We start from the raw sequence: 19142 nt of genomic DNA, 5'->3' as shown, positions 1-19142 counted from the left end.
CTCCGTCTCTTTGTCGTTCCAGCGGTTTCAGGCCATCCTGGCGCGGATGGTCTCCGCAATGGTCTGCGGCACCGGCTCGTGGTGGTCGAACTGCATCGTGTACTGCGCGCGCCCCTGACTCATCGAGCGCAGGGTGTTCACATAACCGAACATCGACGCCAGCGGAACCATCGCCAGGATCGAGCGGGCGTTGCCCCGCTGGTCCATGGCGGTGATCTGTCCGCGGCGGCTGTTCAGGTCCCCGATGATGTCGCCCATGTAGTCTTCGGGCGTCACCACCTCAACCCTCATGATCGGCTCCAGAAGCATCGGGCCGGCCTTCTGCATGCCGTCGCGGAAGGCCGCGCGGGTCGCGATCTCGAAGGCGAGCACCGAGGAGTCGACGTCGTGGAAGGCGCCGTCGACCAGCGCGACCTTGAGGTCGATCACCGGGAAGCCGGCGACCACCCCGCTGTGCAGCGAGGCGTCCAAACCCTTCTGCACGCCCGGAATGAACTCCTTGGGCACGGCGCCGCCGGCGACCTTGTTCTGGAAGACGAAGCCGCTGCCGGCGGGCTGCGGCTCGAAGACCAGCGTGACGCGGGCGAACTGGCCGGTGCCGCCGGTCTGCTTCTTGTGGGTGTAGTCGATCTCGGCGGTCCTGGTGATGGTCTCGCGGTACGCCACCTGCGGCGCGCCGACGTTCGCATCCACCTTGAACTCGCGCTTCATGCGGTCGACGATGATTTCCAGATGCAGTTCGCCCATCCCCTTGATGATCGTCTGACCGCTTTCATGGTCGACGGCCACCCGGAAGGAGGGGTCCTCCTGGGCGAGGCGGGACAGCGCCATGCTCATCTTTTCCTGGTCGGCCTTGGACTTCGGCTCGACGGCCACCTCGATGACCGGTTCCGGAAACTCCATCCGTTCCAGGACGATGGGCTTGGCGGGATCGCACAGCGTGTCGCCGGTCGTCGTGCTCTTCAGCGCGGTGAAGGCGACGATGTCGCCGGCGTAGGCCTCGTCGATCTCCTCCCGGCTGTTGGCGTGCATCAGCAGCATGCGGCCGATGCGCTCCTTCTCGTCCTTGCCGGGGTTCAGCACGGCGGTGCCGGAGGCGACGGTGCCGGAATAGACGCGCACGAAGGTCAGCGTCCCGACGAAGGGGTCGTTCATGATCTTGAAGGCGAGCGCGGAGAAGGGAGCGGCATCGTCCGGCGCGCGCTCATCCGTCTCGGGGCTGCCGACGCGGTGCCCCCGGACCGCCCCGACGTCCACGGGGGCCGGCAGATAGTCCACCACGGCGTCCAGCATCGGCTGGATGCCCTTGTTCTTGAACGCGGAGCCGCAGAGCACCGGCACGAAGCGCAGGCCCACGGTGCCCTTGCGGATGCAGGCCCTGAGCGTGTCCTCGGATGGTTCCTGGCCGGACTCGAGATAGGCCTCCATGGCCGCGTCGTCGAGTTCCAGGACGGCGTCGAGCAGCGCTTGGCGGTGGCGCGCCGCCTCGTCTCTCAGGGTGTCCGGAATGTCGGTGTAATAGAATTCGGCGCCCAGCGTCTCTTCTTTCCAGACGATGGCACGCATGGCGACCAGATCGACGACGCCGACAAAGCTGGCCTCGGACCCGATCGGAAGCTGGAGGACGAGCGGGAAAGCGCCCAGCCGTTCCTTCATCATGGCGACGCAGCGGAAGAAGTCCGCGCCGGTGCGATCCAGCTTGTTGATGAAACACATGCGGGGCACGCCGTACTTGTCGGCCTGCCGCCACACGGTCTCGGACTGAGGCTCCACCCCCGCGACGGAATCGAACACCGCAACGGCACCGTCGAGCACGCGCAGGCTGCGTTCGACCTCAATGGTGAAGTCGACGTGACCCGGCGTATCGATGATGTTGATGCGGTGGTCGCGCCAGAAGCAGGTCGTGGCCGCGGAGGTGATGGTGATGCCCCGTTCCTGTTCCTGCTCCATCCAATCCATCACCGCGGTGCCCTCGTGCACCTCGCCGATTTTGTACGACTTTCCAGTGTAGTACAAAATCCGCTCGGTGGTCGTGGTCTTACCGGCATCGATGTGAGCCATGATGCCGATGTTGCGGTAACGGTTCAGGGGATGGGAACGGGGCATGACAAGCACCTGGGCCGGTGGGTGCCTTACCAGCGGTAGTGCGAGAAGGCCTTGTTGGCTTCCGCCATACGATGGGTGTCTTCGCGCTTCTTCACGGCGGTGCCACGCTGGTTGGCGGCATCCAGCAGCTCACCCGACAGACGCTCGGTCATGGTGTTTTCCGAGCGGGCGCGGGCGGCGCCGATGAGCCAGCGGATGGCCAGGGCCTGGGCGCGGTCCGTGCGGACCTCGACCGGAACCTGGTAGGTGGCGCCACCGACGCGACGCGAGCGCACTTCGAGGTGCGGCTTCACGTTCAGCAGGGCGTCGTGGAAGACCTGAACCGGCTCGTTCTTGGTCTTGGCCTCGATGCGGCTGAGGGCGCCGTAGACGATGCGCTCGGCGGCGGACTTCTTGCCGTCCAGCATCAGGCAGTTCATGAACTTGGTCAGGACGCGGTCGCCATACTTGGCGTCCGGCAGGACCTCACGCTTCTCGGCGCGACGACGACGGGACATCGTGAATACTCCTTACTTCGGACGCTTCGCGCCGTACTTCGAACGACGCTGCTTACGGTCCTTCACGCCCTGGGTATCGAGCGTGCCGCGGATGATGTGGTAGCGAACGCCGGGAAGATCCTTCACACGGCCGCCGCGGATCATAACCACCGAGTGTTCCTGGAGGTTATGGCCTTCACCGGGGATGTAGGAGGTCACTTCGAAGCCGTTCGTCAGGCGAACGCGGGCGACCTTACGCAGAGCCGAGTTCGGCTTCTTCGGCGTGGTCGTGTAGACGCGGGTGCAGACGCCACGCTTCTGCGGGCACGCCTCCATCGCGGGAACCTTATTGCGCGCGGCCAAGGGCTCGCGCGGCTTACGGATCAACTGGTTGATCGTCGGCATATCTGCCCTTCATCCCTTCAGGTCGATCGGCCGGCGGAGCCGGACCGATTGGAAAATCGCCCAGCGGTACCGGACGATGCAAAAGCCCGCCTGCGAAGCCTGAGGGGCTTCGAGCGGGCCCAATGGTCGATCGCCGTCGAATCGGTTCACAAGGAACCCGTCGTTCGGCTATGTCGCTTGGGTTCAGCCGGATGCCGGCCAGGATGGACGAAAGACCTTCCCGAGGCTCCTTTTGAAGTTCGCGGACTATATGGGTCTGCCAGGAACCCGTCAAGCGCGCAGATGACCGTTCGTCGTGCGCTTCGACGACGTTTTTGCGTCAGCTGGCGCGAGCGGACCGGCGGCGGCGCAACGCCTCCGCGCCCGCCGCCACCGCCGCCGCCCGCGCGTCCAGCATCGGGCGCATCCGCGCGAGAAGCTGGTCCGTCACCTGGGCGCCCGCCCCGTCCGGCGAACCGGAGTCGAAGGGGGGCTTCGGGTCGTATTCTATGGAAAGCTGGATGAGCTTCGCGGTCTGCTCGCCGAACAGTTCGCCGACGATCCGCAGCGCCACATCGATTCCGGCCGTCACGCCGCCGCCGGTGAACAGCGTGCCGTCCACCACCACGCGCTCGGCGACCGGCGTGGCGCCAAAGGCGGAGAGGAAGCCGCGGGACGCCCAATGCGTGCCGGCCCGCTTCCCCTCCAGCAACCCGGCGGCGCCGAGCACCAGGGAACCGGTGCAGATCCCGGAGAGATACCGGGTGCCGGATGCCCGTTCCGCCAGGAAGGCGAGGACCTCCTCGTCGGCGAGCAGCGCGTTGATCCCGCCACCGCCCGGCACCAGAAGAAGGTCGAGCGGCGGCGCTTCGGCGAGGGTGGAGGTGGGAAGAATGGTCAGGCCGGTGTCCGAGCGCACCGGATCGAGCGTCTTCCACAGCAGATGCACCTGGGCGCCGGGCACACGAGCCAGCACCTCATAGGGGCCGGTGAGGTCGAGTTGCGTGACGTTGGGAAACAGCAGCAGGCCGAAGCTTGGCGCGTTCTCGGTCATGTCGGGCGCTCCGATGCGTGGGGGCGACGATCCTAACCCCACGTGCCGGAATGAGAAAGGGGCGCGTCCCCTGCGGAACGCGCCCCCTGCCCTACCCTATGCGCCGAAGCCTCAGGCTTCGGACCTTCAGGCCGCGGTGCTCTCGCCCGGATGCGGCAGGGCCGGAGCCTCGCCGTCCTGGCCCTCGCCCTCCGCCAGGGCGCGATCCCGCTCGGCGGCGATCTGCTTCAGGCGGTTGACGACGGAGCCGGTGCCCGCCGGGATCAGGCGGCCGACGATGACGTTCTCCTTCAGGCCTTCCAGGTTGTCGGTCTTGCCCGACACCGCCGCCTCGGTGAGGACGCGGGTGGTTTCCTGGAACGACGCTGCGGAGATGAAGGACCGGGTCTGCAGCGACGCCTTGGTGATGCCCTGCAGGACCGGATGGCCGGCGGCCGGCTTCAGCCCCTCGGCGACGGTCTTCTCGTTCTCCTCGTCGAACTCCTGACGGTCGACCTGCTCGCCCACCAGGAAGGTGGTCTCGCCGGCGTCGGTGATCTCGACCTTCTGCAGCATCTGGCGGACGATCACCTCGATGTGCTTGTCGTTGATCTTCACACCCTGCAGTCGATAGACGTCCTGGATCTCGTTGATGAGGTAGTTGGCCAGAGCCTCCACGCCCATCACCGACAGAATGTCGTGCGGCACCGGGTTGCCGTCCATCAGCAGATCGCCGCGCTGGACATAGTCACCCTCCTGCACGGAGATGTGCTTGCCCTTCGGGATCAGATACTCGCGCTCGTCCCCCGTCTCGTCGTTGCGGACGACGATGCGGCGCTTGGTCTTGTAGTCCTTGCCGAACTCCACGCGGCCGTCGAGGTCCGAGATGATCGCGAAGTCCTTCGGACGGCGCGCCTCGAACAGCTCGGCCACGCGCGGCAGACCGCCCGTGATGTCGCGGGTCTTGGACGATTCGCGCGGGATACGCGCCAGCACGTCGCCGGCCCGGACATGGGCACCGTTCTCGACCGAGAGAATGGCGTCCACCGACATGAAGTAGCGGGCCTCCAGACCGTTGGCCAGCGTGATGATCTCGCCCCGCTCGTCGCGCAGCGTGATGCGCGGCTTCAGATCCGCACCGCGCGGCTGCTGACGCCAGTCCACCACGACCTTGGACGAGATGCCGGTCGCCTCGTCCATCACCTCGCGCATGGAGATGCCTTCGACGAGGTCGACGTAGTGGGCGGTACCCTCGCGCTCGGTGATGATCGGCAGGGTGTAGGGGTCCCACTCGGCCAGCTTCTGGCCGCGCTCGACCTTCACGCCCTCGTCGGCCAGCAGCTTCGCACCGTACGGAACGCGGTGACGCGCCCGCTCGCGGCCCTGCTCGTCGAGCAGGATCACCTCGGTGCTGCGGCCCATGACCACCGGGATGTTGGAGGAGTTGATGACGACGTTGCGGTTGTGGATCCGCACCGTGGCATCGAACGCCGCCTCCACCTGGCTCTGCTCCGCACCGCGCTGCGCCGCGCCACCGATGTGGAACGTGCGCATGGTGAGCTGCGTGCCCGGCTCGCCGATCGACTGGGCGGCGATGACGCCGACCGCCTCGCCGACGTTCACCAGCGTGCCGCGGGCCAGATCGCGGCCGTAGCACTTGGCGCAGACGCCGTCCTTGGTCTCGCAGGTCAGGACCGAGCGGATCATGACGCTGTCGATGCCCGAACGCTCGATGCGGTCCACCGTGGGCTCGTCGATCAGGCCGGCGTTCGGCACGATCAGCTCGCCGTTCAGCGGGTCGATCAGGTCACCGACCACCGTCCGGCCGAGGATGCGGTCGCCCAGCGGCGAGATGACCTCGCCGCCGTCGATCACCGCCTTGACGGTGATGCCCTTGTCGGTGCCGCAATCCGTCTCGACGATGATGGCGTCCTGGGCCACGTCGACGAGACGACGGGTCAGGTAACCGGAGTTCGCCGTCTTCAAGGCGGTGTCGGCCAAGCCCTTGCGGGCGCCGTGGGTGGAGTTGAAGTACTCCAGCACGGTCAGGCCTTCTTTGAAGTTCGAGATGATCGGCGTCTCGATGATCTCGCCCGACGGCTTGGCCATCAGGCCGCGCATGCCCGCCAGCTGGCGGATCTGGGCGGCCGAGCCACGCGCGCCGGAGTGGGCCATCATGTAGACCGAGTTGACCGGCTTGCCCGGCTTGGTGTCGGAGATGACCTTCATCATCTCCGTCGCCACCTTCTCGGTGCATTCCGACCAGACGTCGACGACCTTGTTGTACTTCTCGCCCTGGGTGATCAGGCCGTCGAGATACTGCTGCTCGAACTCCTTCACCCGCTCCTTGCTGTCGTTGACCAGCTTCTTCTTCGCCTCGGGGATGACCATGTCATCCTTGCCGAAGGAGATGCCGGCGCGACAGGCGTGGCCGAAGCCGAGCTTCATCAGGCGGTCGGCGAAGATCACCGTCTCCTTCTGACCGCAATGGCGGTAGACGGCGTCGATGACGTTGCCGACGTCCTTCTTGGTCAGCAGGCGGTTGATCAGCGCGAAGGGCACCGCCGGGTTGCGCGGCAGGATCTCGGACAGCAGCATGCGGCCCGGAGTCGTCTCCACGATGGAGATCTTCTCGTCGCCGTTCTCGTCCACGCCCTTGTAGCGCGCCTTCACCTTGGCGTGCAGCGTCACGACCTTGGCGTCCAGCGCCTGCTCGATCTCGCCGACGTTGGCGAAGGTCATGCCCTCGCCCTTCTCGCCCGGCCGGTCCATCGTGATGTAGTAGAGACCCAGCACGATGTCCTGCGACGGCACGATGATCGGCTTGCCGTTGGCGGGCGACAGGATGTTGTTGGTCGACATCATCAGGACGCGCGCTTCCAACTGGGCCTCGAGGCTCAGCGGAACGTGCACGGCCATCTGGTCACCGTCGAAGTCCGCGTTGAAGGCGGTGCAGACCAGCGGGTGGAGCTGGATCGCCTTGCCTTCGATCAGCGTCGGCTCGAAGGCCTGGATGCCCAGGCGGTGCAGCGTCGGCGCGCGGTTCAGCATCACCGGATGCTCGCGGATGACCTCCTCCAGGATGTCCCACACCTCGGGACGCTCCTTCTCGACCATCCGCTTGGCGGCCTTGATGGTCGAGGCGAGGCCATACAGCTCCAGCTTCGCGTAGATGAAGGGCTTGAACAGCTCCAGCGCCATCTTCTTCGGCAGGCCGCACTGATGCAGCTTCAGCTCCGGACCGACCACGATGACCGAACGGCCCGAGTAGTCGACGCGCTTGCCGAGGAGGTTCTGACGGAAGCGGCCCTGCTTGCCCTTCAGCATGTCGGACAGCGACTTCAGCGGACGCTTGTTGGCGCCGGTGATGACGCGGCCACGGCGGCCGTTGTCGAACAGCGCGTCGACGGCCTCCTGCAGCATGCGCTTCTCGTTGCGGACGATGATGTCCGGCGCCTTCAGCTCGATCAGCCGCTTCAGACGGTTGTTGCGGTTGATGACGCGGCGGTACAGGTCGTTCAGGTCGGACGTCGCGAAGCGGCCGCCGTCCAGCGGGACGAGCGGGCGCAGCTCCGGCGGGATCACCGGAATGACTTCCAGGATCATCCATTCCGGACGCGACTGCGACGACAGGAAGGCGTCGATCAGCTTCAGGCGCTTCACGAGCTTCTTGCGCTTGGCCTCGGACGAAGTGTCCCGCAGCTCCTCGCGGCAGGTCTTCTTCTCCTCCTCCATGTCGAGCGCCGACAGCATGATGCGCAGCGCTTCGGCACCGATGGAGGCGGTGAAGGCGTCCTCGCCGTACTCGTCCTGGGCGGAGACGAACTCCTCCTCGCTGAGGAGCTGGTGGAGCTTCAGCGGGGTCAGGCCCGGCTCGATGACGACGTAGTTCTCGAAGTAGAGGATGCGCTCCAGATCCTTCAGCGTCATGTCGAGCAGCAGACCGATGCGGCTCGGCAGGGACTTCAGGAACCAGATGTGGGCGACCGGCGAGGCCAGCTCGATGTGGCCCATGCGCTCGCGCCGGACCTTCGACAGCGTCACCTCGACGCCGCACTTCTCGCAGATGATGCCGCGGTACTTCATGCGCTTGTACTTGCCGCACAAGCACTCGTAGTCCTTGATCGGGCCGAAGATGCGGGCGCAGAACAGACCGTCGCGCTCAGGCTTGAAAGTGCGATAGTTGATGGTTTCCGGCTTCTTGATCTCGCCGAACGACCAGGACCGGATGCGCTCGGGGCTCGCGATCTGAATGCGGATCTGATCGAAGCTCTGGGGACCCTGGACCTGGCCGAAAATGTTCATCAACTCGTTCATGACCGTCTCCCGCTGGCAGCGCCGCGTTGTCGGTTAAGGGCAGTTCCCGCCGGAAGGGGCCAACATGGCCCCTCCTCCGGCGGGTTCAAGTCTCTTGGGCTCAGTACGACCGCTGGTTCAGCTCGACGTTCAGGCCCAGGGAGCGCAGCTCCTTGACCAGAACGTTGAAGGACTCAGGGATGCCCGCCTCGAAGTTGTCGTCGCCGCGGACGATCGCCTCGTAGACCTTGGTGCGGCCGGACACGTCGTCCGACTTGACCGTGAGCATTTCCTGCAGCGTGTAGGCGGCGCCGTAGGCTTCGAGCGCCCACACTTCCATTTCACCGAAGCGCTGTCCGCCGAACTGGGCCTTACCGCCGAGCGGCTGCTGGGTGACCAGCGAGTAGGGACCGATCGAGCGCGCGTGGATCTTGTCGTCCACCAGGTGGTGCAGCTTCAGCATGTAGATGTAGCCGACTGTCACCTTGCGGTCGAAGGCCTCGCCGGTGCGGCCGTCGATCAGGGTGACCTGACCGGAACGGTCGAGACCCGCCTTCTCCAGCTGCTGGCAGATGTCCTCCTCGCGCGCGCCGTCGAAGACCGGCGTGGCGAAGGGAACGCCCTTGCGCAGGTTGCCGCCCAGCTCCAGCAGCTCGCCTTCGGTCATGTCGGCGATCTGGTCGTCGTAGACCTTCTGGCCGTAGGCTTCCTTCAGCGTGATGCGCAGCCCGTCCATGGTCTGGGCGGCGTCGCCGCGGCCCTTCATGGCGAGACGGTACTGGTCGATGGCGCGGCCGATCTGCTTGCCGAGGCCGGCCGACGCCCAGCCCAGATGGGTCTCCAGGATCTGACCGATGTTCATGCGCGACGGCACGCCCAGCGGGTTCAGCACCAGATCGACCGGCTGGCCGTCTTCCAGGTACGGCATGTCCTCCTGCGGCAGGATGCGGGAAACCACACCCTTGTTGCCGTGGCGGCCGGCCATCTTGTCGCCCGGCTGCAGCTTGCGCTTCACCGCGACGAAGACCTTGACCATCTTCATCACGCCCGGCGGCAGCTCGTCGCCGCGCTGCAGCTTCTCGACCTTGTTCTCGAAGCGGTTCTGCAGCGCCTGGATCGAGTCGTCGAAGACCTTGCCCAGGCTCTCCACCGTCTCCATCACCTGCTCGTCGGCGATGGAGATCTGGCGCCACTGGCCCTTGGTCAGGTTCGCCAGCTCGGCGTCGGTCAGGACCGTGCCGGCCCGCATGCCCTTCGGGCCGGACTGCGCGGTCTGGCCGAGGATGACTTCCTTCAGGCGGGTGTAGAAGCTGCGCTCCAGGATCGCGCGCTCGTCATCGCGATCCTTGGCCAGCTTCTCGATCTCGGCCCGCTCGATCGCCAGGGCGCGCTCGTCCTTGTCGACGCCGCGGCGGCTGAACACGCGGACCTCGACGATCGTCCCGGCGACGCCCGGCGGCAGGCGCAGCGAGGTGTCGCGGACGTCGGACGCCTTCTCGCCGAAGATGGCGCGAAGCAGCTTCTCTTCCGGAGTCATCGGGCTTTCGCCCTTCGGCGTCACCTTGCCGACCAGGATGTCGCCCGGACGGACCTCGGCTCCGATGTAGACGATGCCGGCCTCGTCGAGGTTCTTGAGGGCTTCCTCACCGACGTTCGGAATGTCGCGGGTGATTTCCTCCTGGCCCAGCTTGGTGTCGCGGGCCATGACCTCGAACTCCTCGATGTGGATCGAGGTGAAGACGTCGTCCTTGACGATGCGCTCGTTGATGAGGATCGAGTCCTCGAAGTTGTAGCCGTTCCACGGCATGAAGGCGACGAGCACGTTGCGGCCCAGCGCCAGCTCGCCCAGCTCCGTCGAGGGGCCGTCGGCGATGATGTCGCCGGCCGCCACGCGGTCGCCCACCTTCACCAGCGGACGCTGGGTGATGCAGGTGTTCTGGTTGGAACGCTGGAACTTCAGCAGGTTGTAGATGTCCACGCCCGGCGCCGTGGCGTCGGACGAGTCGGTCGCCCGGACCACGATGCGGGTCGCGTCGATCTGGTCGACGATGCCCTTGCGCTTGGCGACGATGGTCACGCCGGAGTCACGGGCCACCGTGGCCTCCATGCCCGTGCCGACCAGCGGCGCGTCGGCCTTGACCAGCGGCACCGCCTGACGCTGCATGTTCGAGCCCATCAGCGCGCGGTTCGCGTCGTCGTTCTCCAGGAACGGGATCAGCGCCGCGGCGACGGAGACGAGCTGCTTCGGCGACACGTCGATCAGGTCGATGGCCTCCGGGCGGAACATCAGGTATTCGCCACCCTGCCGGCACGACACGAGGTCGGCGGCGAAGCGGTTGTCCGCGTCCAGCTCGGCGTTCGCCTGGGCGACGACGTAGCGGCCCTCCTCCATGGCGGAGAGGTAGACCACCTCGTCGGTGACGATGCTGTCGCGCACCTTGCGGTACGGGCTCTCGATGAAGCCGTACTGGTTCACGCGGGCGTAGGTCGCCAGCGAGTTGATCAGACCGATGTTCGGGCCTTCCGGCGTCTCAATCGGGCAGATGCGGCCGTAGTGCGTCGGGTGCACGTCGCGCACCTCGAAGCCGGCGCGCTCGCGGGTCAGACCGCCCGGGCCGAGGGCCGAGAGACGACGCTTGTGCGTGATCTCGGACAGCGGGTTGGTCTGGTCCATGAACTGCGAGAGCTGCGACGAGCCGAAGAACTCGCGCACGGCGGCGGCCGCCGGCTTGGCGTTGATCAGGTCGTGCGGCATGACCGTGTCGATCTCGACCGAGCTCATGCGCTCGCGGATCGCGCGCTCCATGCGCAGCAGGCCGACGCGGTACTGGTTCTCCATCAGCTCGCCGACCGAGCGGACGCGGCGGTTGCCGAGATGGTCGATGTCGTCGATCTCGCCGCGGCCGTCCTTCAGGTTCACCAGAACCTTGAGGATCGACATGATGTCCTGCTTGCGCAGGACGCGGACGCTGTCGTCGGTCTGGAAGTTCAGGCGCGCGTTCATCTTGACGCGGCCCACCGCCGACAGGTCGTAGCGCTCGCTGTCGAAGAACAGGCCGGCGAACAGCGCCTCGGCCGACTCCAGGGTCGGCGGCTCGCCCGGACGCATGACGCGGTAGATGTCGATCAGCGCGTCCTCGCGGGACGCGTTGCGGTCGGCGGCCATCGTGTTGCGGATGTAGGCGCCGACGTTCAGGTGGTCGATCGCCAGCACCGGCAGCTCGTCGACGCCGGCCTTCTCCAGCTTGTCGAGATCGCTCGCCGACAATTCGTCACCGGCTTCGAACAGGACTTCGCCGGTCCGCTCGTTGATGATGTCGACGGCGAGGTAGCGGCCGGTCAGCTCCTCGGTGGAGACGAGCTGCTCGGCGAGGCCGCCCTCGACCAGCTTCTTGATCAGGCGCGGCGTCATCTTGGTGCCGGCCTCGGCGACGACTTGGCCGGAGGCCGCGTCCACGAGGTCGGAGGCGACCTTCACGCCCTTCATGCGGTCAGCGTTGAAGGGGGTCTTCCAGCCGCCCGACGCGCGGGTGTAGGTGATGGTGTCGTAGAAGAAGTTGAGGATTTCTTCCTTCGCCATGCCCTGCGCCTCGTAGGGCAGCAGGTCCTTCTTCTGAGCCTTCCGCTCGGCGCGCAGCGCCTCGGTCTCCGCGCCGTCCAGAGCGAACAGCAGCGTGGTGGCCGGCAGCTTGCGGCGGCGGTCGATGCGCACGTAGACGAGGTCCTTGGCGTCGAACTCGAAGTCCAGCCAGGAGCCGCGGTACGGGATCACGCGGGCGGCGAAGAGATACTTGCCCGACGAGTGGGTCTTGCCCTTGTCATGGTCGAAGAAGACGCCCGGGCTGCGGTGCATCTGCGAGACGATGACGCGCTCGGTGCCGTTGATGATGAAGGTGCCGTTGGCCGTCATCAGGGGCATGTCGCCCATGTAGACGTCCTGCTCCTTGATGTCGCGGATCGAGCGCAGCCCCGTGTCCTCTTCCACGTCGAAGACGGAGAGGCGCAGGGTCACCTTCAGCGGGGCGGCGAAGGTCATGCCGCGCTGCTGGCACTCTTCGACGTCATACTTCGGCTGCTCAAGCTCGTACTTCACGAAGTCGAGGACGGCGCGGTCGGAGAAGTCCTTGATCGGGAACACCGACCGGAACACCTCCTGCAGACCCAGGTTGGCCCGCTTTTCCGGCGGGACGTCCATTTGCAGGAAGTGGTCGTAGGAGCTGCGCTGCACCTCGATGAGGTTGGGCATCTGGGTGACTTCCGGGATGCGCCCGAAGCTCTTCCGAACACGCTTTCGACCCGTAAAGGATTTGGCCATGGATGTCCCCAAACGTCAGAATCGTGAGTACGCTCGACCAGAAGCACGCGAACCAGGGTGCTCGCCGCGACGCGGCGATGATCGCGCGGCCCGCCCCTTATGCAGGGACGGAAAGAGCCGGACCGAGGAACCCGGTCCGGTGGAAGGCAGAAAACGCCGTGCGGCGGCAGGCCCCCTCGGGGACCAGCCGCCGTCCGGCGTGGATATGTCTTATCCGTCGCAGCAAGACGGTCTTACTTAATATCGACCTTGGCGCCGGCCTCTTCAAGCTGCTTCTTGATCTTGGCGGCCTCGTCCTTCGACACGCCTTCCTTGACCGGCTTCGGAGCGCCTTCGACCAGGTCCTTGGCTTCCTTCAGGCCCAGGCCGGTGATGGCGCGGACTTCCTTGATCACGTTGATCTTCTTGTCGCCGGCGTCGGCGAGGATCACGTTGAACTCGGTCTGCTCTTCGACCGGGGCGGCGGCAGCGGCCGGACCGGCGGCGGCAACGGCCACCGGAGCGGCGGCGGAAACGCCCCACTTCTCTTCCAGCAGCTTCGACAGCTCGGCGGCCTCGATGACGGTCAGGGCCGAGAGATCGTCGACCAGCTTCTGCAGATCAGCCATTTTAATGCTCCAACAACTCGATGTTCTGGGATGGGTAGACAGCTAGACGGGTGCGGCTCAGGCCGCCTCGTCCTTCTTCGCGTAGGCCGCCAGCACGCGGGCGACCTGGCCGCCCGGAGCCTGGAGAACGCCGGCGATGCGGGTCGCCGGAGTCTGGATCATGCCCACGAGCTTGGCGCGCAGTTCGTCCAGCGACGGGAGCGTGGCGAGAGCCTTCACTCCCTCCGCGTCGAGGATCTGGTCGCCGAGAGCGGCACCGACGATCTTCAGCTTCTCGTTAGTCTTCGCGTAGTCGGCCACCACCTTGGCGGCCGCAACGGGATCCTTCGAGTAAGCGATCGCGGTCGGCCCCTTGAAGAGACCGTCCAGACCTTCGAACTGCGTGCCCTGAAGGGCGCGGCGGGCGAGCCGGTTCTTCGTCACCTTGAAGCTCGCGCCCGCGGCCCGAATCTTGCCACGCAGGTCGGTGACTTCCGCCACCGTCAGGCCCAGATGGTGGGTGACCACCACCAGGCCCGTCTCCTGGAGCTTCGACTGCAGGTCCGCGATCGTCGCTTCTTTTTGTGTACGATCCACGGATCGCCTCCTTGCACAGAGGTTTACGAGGGGCCCCTTCCCTTTCGTTGGGGAGCCCCGGCGAACCTGTCCCAGAAGTTCGAGCCGTTCCTGAACCGCGGGCAAGCCCGCGTGGTTAACGGTTCAACTCCTGTCTGCTCTGGCGGGTTTAAGCCCTTGCCTCCGGAGAGACGCGGGCGCCAGCGGTCTTGGACAGGGTGGGTATCCCCGCAGGGACACCCGATCGCCGCCGGTTCCCGAGGGAGCCGACGGCGAAACTCAGATCACTCAGGCCGTGGCGGCCAGAGTGGACAGATCCAGCTTCAGGCCCGGGCCCATCGTCGAGGACAGCGAGACCTTCAGCAGGTACTGGCCCTTGGCACCGGTCGGCTTGGCGCGGGTGATGGCATCCACGAAGGCGCGGATGTTCTGCACCAGAGCCTCTTCCGAGAAGCTGGCCTTGCCGACGCCGGCGTGCACGATGCCGGTCTTCTCGGCGCGGAACTCCACGGCGCCGGCCTTGGCGGCCTTGACGGCGCCGGCCACGTCGGGGGTCACGGTGCCGAGCTTCGGGTTCGGCATCAGGCCGCGCGGGCCGAGGACCTTACCGAGCTTGCCGACGACGCCCATCATGTCCGGGGACGCGATGCAGCGGTCGAAGTCGATGTTGCCGGCCAGGATCTTCTCGGCCAGATCGTCGGCGCCGACGATGTCCGCGCCGGCGGCCAGGGCGTCATCCGCCTTGGCGCCCTTTGCGAACACGGCGACGCGCACGGTCTTGCCCGTGCCGTTCGGCAGGTTCACCACGCCGCGGACCATCTGGTCGGCGTGACGCGGATCGATGCCCAGGTTCATGGCGATTTCGATGGTCTCATCGAACTTCGCCTTGGGCAGGCCCTTGATCAGGGAGACGGCGCCCTCCAGCGAGTAGAGCGCCTCGCGGTCGACCTTCTTGTAGGAATCGGTCAGTCGCTTGCCGAGCTTCGCCATGGGATCAGCCCTCCACCACTTCGAGGCCCATCGAGCGGGCGGAACCAGCGATCATGCTCGCGGCCGCCTCGACGTCGTGGGCGTTCAGGTCCTTCATCTTCTTCTCGGCGATGTCACGAATCTGGGTCTTCGTGATCTTGCCGGCGAAAGCGCCCTTGCCGGTGGTCTGCGAGCCCTTGTCGATGCCAGCGGCCTTCTTCAGGAAGTAGCTGACCGGCGGGGTCTTCGTGACGAAGGTGAAGGTACGGTCGCCGTAGGCGGTGATGACCACCGGGATCGGCATGCCGACTTCCAGGTCCTGCGTCTTGGCGTTGAACGCCTTGCAGAACTCCATGATGTTCAGGCCGCGCTGACCGAGCGCCGGGCCGATGGGCGGCGACGGATTCGCCTTGCCGGCCGGAACCTGCAGCTTGATGAAGCCGACGATTTTCTTTGCCATGTCACAACCTCCAGATACGACGCCTCGATACGCTGTCCGGCGTCGCGGGGCTTTGCGGTACGGCTATGGCGGGCCTTCCGCAGCAGAAAGGAGCACGTGACTGTTCATCACGTGCCCCGGGAAAACGGTTGGTCTCAGACCTTCTCGACCTGGGTGTATTCCAGCTCGACCGGCGTGGAGCGGCCGAAGATCGACACCGCCACCTTGAGGCGGGCCTTTTCCTCGTCGACTTCCTCGACGGTGCCGTTGAAGGAGGTGAAGGGGCCGTCGCTCACACGAACCTGCTCGCCCACCTCGAAGGTGATCGAGGGCTTGGGGCGCTCAAAGCCTTCCTGCACCTGATGGATGATCCGCTCGGCTTCGCGCTGGCTGATCGGCTGCGGCTTGCCGCCACCACCCAGGAACCCGGTGACCTTCGGCGTGTTCTTCACGAGATGCCAGGACTCGTCCGTCAAATCCATCTTGATGAGGACGTAGCCGGGGAAGAACTTCCGCTCGGTGTTGATCTTGGAACCCCGGCGCACCTCGACCACTTCCTCGGTCGGCACCAGGATCTCTTCGAACTTGTCTTCCAGACCCTTCTGAGCCGCCTTTTCGCGGATGGCCTGGGAAACCTTCTTTTCGAAGCCCGAATAGACGTGAACGACGTACCAGCGCGCGGCCATGGCGATCAGGCTCCCAGCCCAAGGATCATACGGACGGCGAAGGCCAGCACCTGATCCACGACGAGGAAGAACAGCGAAGCCAGCACCACCATGACGAACACCATGGCGGTCGTCACGCCGGTTTCCTTGCGGGTCGGCCAGGTGACCTTGGCCACCTCGCGGCGGACGTCGCGCGCGAATTCTGCGGGGTTCACTTTAGCCATCGTAGACCGTGCGGGCTCCGGTGCGACGTGTAGGGCGCGGTCAGCGGCCCGTTCTGGTTCGGTACGGCGTGGCAGGAGTGGAGGGGCTCGAACCCCCAGCCCCCGGTTTTGGAGACCGGTGCTCTACCAATTGAGCTACACTCCTATCGCCGCAGGCTCTACCCCCGGCGGGGAGCGGAGCTTATAGCGCATAGCCGCGTGGCTTGCTAGCCTTTTTATCGGCCGGCATGCCGAAAACGACAGGGATCAATCCCACCGCCGAACCATGGGGACGGCGGTGGGATTGACTCCTTCAACTTACTTGATGATCGAGGCGACGACGCCGGCGCCGACGGTGCGGCCACCCTCGCGGATGGCGAAGCGCAGGCCCTCGTCCATGGCGATCGGAGCGATCAGCTCGACTTCCATGGAGATGTTGTCGCCCGGCATCACCATCTCGGTGCCTTCCGGCAGCTTCACCATGCCCGTCACGTCGGTCGTGCGGAAGTAGAACTGCGGACGGTAGTTGGTGAAGAACGGCGTGTGGCGGCCACCCTCTTCCTTCGTCAGGATGTAGGCCTCGGCCTTGAAGGTGGTGTGCGGCGTGATGCTGCCCGGCTTGGCCAGAACCTGGCCGCGCTCGACGTCCTCACGCTTCGTGCCGCGCAGCAGCGCGCCGATGTTGTCGCCCGCCTCACCCGAGTCGAGCAGCTTGCGGAACATCTCGACGCCGGTCACCGTCGTCTTGACCGTGGTCTTCAGACCGACGATCTCGACTTCCTCGCCGACCTTGACGATGCCACGCTCGACGCGGCCGGTCACCACCGTGCCGCGGCCCGAGATCGAGAACACGTCCTCGATCGGCATCAGGAACGGACGGTCCTTCGGACGCTCCGGCTGCGGGATGTACTGGTCGACCTCGGCCATCAGCTTGAGGATCGCGTCACGGCCGATCTCCGGCGAACGGTCCTCCAGAGCGCACAGAGCCGAGCCCTTGACGATCGGAATGTCGTCGCCCGGGAACTGGTAGGAGGACAGCAGCTCGCGCACCTCCATCTCGACCAGCTCGAGCAGCTCCGGATCGTCGACCATGTCGACCTTGTTCATGAACACCACCAGCGCCGGCACGCCGACCTGGCGGGCCAGCAGGATGTGCTCGCGGGTCTGCGGCATCGGGCCGTCGGCGGCCGACACGACCAGGATCGCGCCGTCCATCTGCGCGGCGCCCGTGATCATGTTCTTCACGTAGTCGGCGTGGCCCGGGCAATCGACGTGGGCGTAGTGGCGGTTGGTCGTCTCGTACTCGACGTGCGCCGTCGAGATCGTGATGCCGCGCGCCTTCTCTTCCGGCGCCTTGTCGATCTGGTCGTAGGCGGTGAAGGTCGCGCCGCCGCTCTCGGCCAGCACCTTCGTGATCGCCGCCGTCAGCGACGTCTTGCCGTGGTCGACGTGGCCGATCGTGCCAATGTTGCAGTGCGGCTTGTTCCGCTCAAACTTTGCCTTCGCCATCGCTTTGGTCTTTCGTTCCCGACGTTCCGGACGCACACAATGGCCCGGCCGAGACCGACATTTCCCTTAGCGCGGGGGGATTGGAGCGGGTGAGGGGAATCGAACCCCCGTCGTAAGCTTGGAAGGCTTCTGCTCTACCATTGAGCTACACCCGCCATGCCCCGCCCGGCGCTATCGACCGGGAAACGCGATCACGGACAAGCCGTGGAATGTAGTGGTGGAAGGGGCTGGATTTGAACCAGCGTACGCTTACGCGGGCAGATTTACAGTCTGCTGCCTTTAACCACTCGGCCACCCTTCCTCAGGCCCGCTGCGGGACATGCCCGCTGCGGAGTTCGGCACTATGAGAATTTTTCAGGCCTTGTCAACACGTCTGAAGCAGTCCAAACCAGAAAACTGTGAATAACCGCGGCGGGCTTAGGCCTGCCCCCTCCAGCCGGACACCATGACCCGTTCGAAGAAGCCATCCGCGCCCCACGGCCAGCCCCCTGCCCCGGCCAAGGACCACTCTCCATCCCACCGCGAGTCGCGCGGCGACCGCCCCTCCCCCGGGCGCGGCGCACAGGGCGTCCTGCTCTACGGCCTGCACCCGGTGTCGGCCGCGTGGCTGAACCCGGAACGGCGGATCCACCGCCTGATCGCGACGGAAGCGGGCCGCGCGGCATTGGAGCCGGTTCTGGCCCAGGCCAAGGCGCGCGGGCTCCAGCGCCCCGGCGTGATGCCGGCCGACCGCAACGACCTGGACCGCATGCTGCCGCCGGGCGCCGTGCACCAGGGCGTGGCGGTGGACGCCGCCCCCCTGGAGGAAACCGGAATCGAGGATCTTTGCGCCGAGGCCGATTCGGACCCGTCGGCGCTCATCGTCGTCCTCGACCAGGTGACCGACCCGCACAACGTCGGCGCGGTCCTACGCTCCGCTTCGGCCTTCGGGGCCAAGGCGGTGGTGGTGACGGAGCGCAACGCGCCGGAGACCACCGGCGTCCTCGCCAAGAGCGCCTCGGGAGCGCTGGAGTCGGTGCCGCTGGTCCGCGTCACCAACCTTGCCCGCGCGCTCGCCGATCTTCAGCAGGCCGGCTTCTGGACCGTTGGCCTCGCCGAGTCGGGGAAGAGCACGCTCGCCCAGTGCAACCTGACGGGGCGCACCGCTCTGGTGCTGGGGGCGGAAGGCGCCGGGCTGCGCCGCCTGACCATGGAGCGCTGCGACATCATCGCCCGCCTGCCGACCCAGGGGCCGGTCGGCAGCCTGAACGTGTCCAACGCCGCCGCCGTCGCCCTCTACGAGGTCGCCCGGCTGCGCTGACGCGTCTCCGAACGCACCGCACAGGTGAGGCTTGCCGCGGACCGCGCGGGACGCTAGTGTAAGCGCCCGCCGCGGTCTGGCCGGGCGGCACGCCGGTTTAGCTCAGTTGGTAGAGCAGCGGTTTTGTAAACCGAAGGTCGCGGGTTCGAGCCCTGCAACCGGCACCATAGCTTTCCTAAGTCTTTCAATAGCTTAGCGGTTTCTGGACGCGGCACCAGCCCCAGGCGGGGTTGTCCATGCCGAAGGTCCACGCGGCGAGTCCACGCGAGGAATGTAGCCGGACG

The 19142-nt window shown here is 66.0% G+C and carries 14 protein-coding genes and 4 tRNA genes; 2 read left to right on the top strand and 16 right to left on the bottom strand.

Annotated features, from left to right (window positions below; genetic code table 11):
- Positions 1-27: 27 nt before the first annotated feature.
- The 16 genes from fusA to Sp245p_RS05650 form a co-directional block, all read right to left on the bottom strand.
- Entirely contained in the window at positions 28-2106 is a 2079-nt protein-coding gene (fusA, locus tag Sp245p_RS05725; protein WP_014241042.1) for an elongation factor G, read from the bottom strand.
- A gap of 26 nt (positions 2107-2132) precedes the next feature.
- A complete protein-coding gene (gene rpsG, locus Sp245p_RS05720; protein WP_014241043.1) occupies positions 2133-2603 on the bottom strand; it encodes a 30S ribosomal protein S7 in 471 nt (156 codons plus the stop codon).
- A 12-nt stretch (positions 2604-2615) separates the two neighbouring features.
- Positions 2616-2987 (bottom strand): 30S ribosomal protein S12, encoded by a 372-nt coding sequence (gene rpsL / locus Sp245p_RS05715; RefSeq protein ID WP_012973201.1) that lies wholly within the window; start codon positions 2985-2987, stop codon positions 2616-2618.
- Between the two features lie 319 nt (positions 2988-3306).
- A complete protein-coding gene (locus Sp245p_RS05710) occupies positions 3307-4020 on the bottom strand; it encodes a DJ-1/PfpI family protein (protein ID WP_014241044.1) in 714 nt (237 codons plus the stop codon).
- A 126-nt stretch (positions 4021-4146) separates the two neighbouring features.
- Positions 4147-8316, bottom strand: coding sequence for a DNA-directed RNA polymerase subunit beta' (gene rpoC, locus Sp245p_RS05705; protein ID WP_014241045.1), 4170 nt, complete (start codon positions 8314-8316; stop codon positions 4147-4149).
- A gap of 100 nt (positions 8317-8416) precedes the next feature.
- A complete protein-coding gene (gene rpoB / locus Sp245p_RS05700) occupies positions 8417-12610 on the bottom strand; it encodes a DNA-directed RNA polymerase subunit beta (RefSeq protein ID WP_041811159.1) in 4194 nt (1397 codons plus the stop codon).
- A gap of 233 nt (positions 12611-12843) precedes the next feature.
- Positions 12844-13218: a 50S ribosomal protein L7/L12 gene (rplL, locus tag Sp245p_RS05695; RefSeq protein WP_014241048.1), complete on the bottom strand. Its 375-nt coding sequence runs from the start codon at positions 13216-13218 to the stop codon at positions 12844-12846.
- Between the two features lie 57 nt (positions 13219-13275).
- Positions 13276-13794: a 50S ribosomal protein L10 gene (rplJ, locus tag Sp245p_RS05690; RefSeq protein WP_014241049.1), complete on the bottom strand. Its 519-nt coding sequence runs from the start codon at positions 13792-13794 to the stop codon at positions 13276-13278.
- 267 nt (positions 13795-14061) lie between these two features.
- Complete coding sequence (gene rplA, locus Sp245p_RS05685; protein ID WP_014241050.1) at positions 14062-14763, bottom strand: 50S ribosomal protein L1; 702 nt, start codon at positions 14761-14763, stop codon at positions 14062-14064.
- Between the two features lie 4 nt (positions 14764-14767).
- Entirely contained in the window at positions 14768-15202 is a 435-nt protein-coding gene (gene rplK, locus Sp245p_RS05680) for a 50S ribosomal protein L11 (RefSeq protein ID WP_014241051.1), read from the bottom strand.
- A gap of 134 nt (positions 15203-15336) precedes the next feature.
- On the bottom strand, positions 15337-15867 hold the full coding sequence (gene nusG / locus Sp245p_RS05675; RefSeq protein WP_014241052.1) for a transcription termination/antitermination protein NusG: 531 nt from the start codon (positions 15865-15867) through the stop codon (positions 15337-15339).
- Positions 15868-15872: 5 nt separating this feature from the next.
- A complete protein-coding gene (gene secE, locus Sp245p_RS05670; protein WP_035675069.1) occupies positions 15873-16070 on the bottom strand; it encodes a preprotein translocase subunit SecE in 198 nt (65 codons plus the stop codon).
- Positions 16071-16139: 69 nt separating this feature from the next.
- A tRNA-Trp gene (locus Sp245p_RS05665) sits at positions 16140-16215 on the bottom strand.
- Positions 16216-16367: 152 nt separating this feature from the next.
- Positions 16368-17558 carry an elongation factor Tu gene (gene tuf / locus Sp245p_RS05660; RefSeq protein ID WP_014241041.1) on the bottom strand — a complete coding sequence of 397 codons (1191 nt, stop codon included), beginning with the start codon at positions 17556-17558 and terminating at the stop codon, positions 16368-16370.
- An 81-nt stretch (positions 17559-17639) separates the two neighbouring features.
- Positions 17640-17713: transfer RNA gene (locus tag Sp245p_RS05655), tRNA-Gly, on the bottom strand.
- A gap of 60 nt (positions 17714-17773) precedes the next feature.
- Positions 17774-17859: transfer RNA gene (locus Sp245p_RS05650), tRNA-Tyr, on the bottom strand.
- 144 nt (positions 17860-18003) lie between these two features.
- On the opposite strand from Sp245p_RS05650, the gene rlmB reads away from it, so the two are divergent.
- Positions 18004-18858: a 23S rRNA (guanosine(2251)-2'-O)-methyltransferase RlmB gene (rlmB, locus tag Sp245p_RS05645; RefSeq protein WP_014241055.1), complete on the top strand. Its 855-nt coding sequence runs from the start codon at positions 18004-18006 to the stop codon at positions 18856-18858.
- A 91-nt stretch (positions 18859-18949) separates the two neighbouring features.
- A tRNA-Thr gene (locus tag Sp245p_RS05640) sits at positions 18950-19025 on the top strand.
- The last annotated feature ends 117 nt before the right edge of the window (positions 19026-19142 follow it).

The sequence above is a fragment of the Azospirillum baldaniorum genome (assembly GCF_003119195.2).
GTDB lineage: Bacteria > Pseudomonadota > Alphaproteobacteria > Azospirillales > Azospirillaceae > Azospirillum > Azospirillum baldaniorum.
The sequence above is the reverse complement of the archived record's forward strand: the minus strand, read 5'-3'. Positions and strand labels throughout refer to the sequence as shown.